1 protein-coding gene is annotated in these 828 nt (G+C 70.3%); it reads right to left on the bottom strand.

The features are described from left to right. Positions 1-828, bottom strand: an 828-nt coding sequence (locus ADL29_RS07470; RefSeq protein ID WP_157878411.1) for an acyltransferase domain-containing protein, incomplete at both ends; no start/stop codon positions are given.

Genomic DNA, 828 nt, shown 5'->3' on the forward strand with positions numbered 1-828 from the left:
GACAACGCCCCGGCCACACACGCCGCAGCGATCTCACCCTGGGAATGCCCAACCACCGCGGCCGGCTCCACACCCACCGACCGCCACACCGCCGCCAACGACACCATCACCGCAAACAGCACCGGCTGGACCACATCCACCCGGGCCAGCAGCACCTCATCCCCGAGCGCCTCATCCAACGACCAGTCGACCAGCCCCTCAAACGCCCGGCCACACTCGGCCAACGCCTCCGCAAACACCGGCGACTGCTCCACCAGCTCACGCGCCATACCCACCCACTGCGCACCCTGACCCGGGAACACAAACACCGCCGCCACGTCCGCCGGAGACACCCCCGGCAACGCCGTCACCTGCTCCGCCAACCGCGCCGCCTGCTCACGCAACGCCACATCCGACCGGGCCGACACCACCCACGGCACCACACCACCGGCGTCGCCGCCCTCGCGCACCGGTTGCTCGACAACCGGCGCCTGCTCCAACACCACATGCGCATTGGTCCCGCTGATCCCGAAGGCCGACACCCCGGCCCGGCGCGCCCGCTCCACGTCAGGCCAGGACCGCGCCTCCATCAGCAGCTCCACCGCCCCGGACGACCAGTCCACCTGGTGCGTCGGCTCGTCCACATGCAAGGTCTTCGGCAGCACACCATGCCGCAGCGCCATCACCATCTTGATCACGCCACCGACACCCGCGGCAGCCATCGCATGCCCGATGTTGGACTTCAACGACCCCAGCCACAGCGGGCGTTCGGGCGACCTGCCCCGGCCATACGTGGCCAGCAGCGCCTGCGCCTCGATCGGATCGCCCAGCGTCGTACCGGTGCCATGC

This window comes from Streptomyces chattanoogensis (assembly GCF_001294335.1).
Lineage (GTDB): Bacteria > Actinomycetota > Actinomycetes > Streptomycetales > Streptomycetaceae > Streptomyces > Streptomyces chattanoogensis.